Source organism: Halorubrum sp. SP3 (assembly GCF_005435195.1).
Taxonomy (GTDB): domain Archaea; phylum Halobacteriota; class Halobacteria; order Halobacteriales; family Haloferacaceae; genus Halorubrum; species Halorubrum sodomense.
In genome coordinates this window covers 1-392 of sequence record NZ_SGTU01000451.1, presented here as the reverse complement: position 1 = coordinate 392, position 392 = coordinate 1, and the positions used below count along the sequence as shown (strand labels likewise).

Annotated in this window: 1 protein-coding gene; it reads right to left on the bottom strand. The window is 67.1% G+C overall.

Translation table 11 applies throughout. The features are described 5' to 3' along the window. A partial coding sequence (locus EXE42_RS17215) for a S8 family serine peptidase (protein WP_158293787.1) occupies positions 1-392 on the bottom strand: 392 nt, incomplete at both ends.

The following is a 392-nucleotide window of genomic DNA, read 5'->3' as shown; positions in this document are numbered from 1 at the left end:
GTGCTGGAGGTCGGCGCTGTCGTTGCCCGCCGCGATGACGAGCAGCGTCCCCTCCTTGTTCGCGTACGTCATCGCGCTGTTGAGGACCTTCCCGTAGAACTGGCCGTTCCCCTGTCTCGGCACCGGATACGCTCCTAGGGAGAGATTCGCGACATCGGCGTCGATGTTCGCGCTGTAAACGACCGCCGCGAGGATGTCACCGAACGAGGCGGTCGGTCCGGAGAACACCCGACAGTCGACGAGGTCGGTCTTCGGGGCCGTTCCGTTGACGCCGATCCCGCCGCCGTTGTCCGCGGCGACGATCCCGGCGACGTGCGTCCCGTGGTCGTCGCCGCCCACGGGATTGTGGTCGCCGCCGTCGTCGGTGAAGTTGCGGGAGAGGTCGAGGTTCA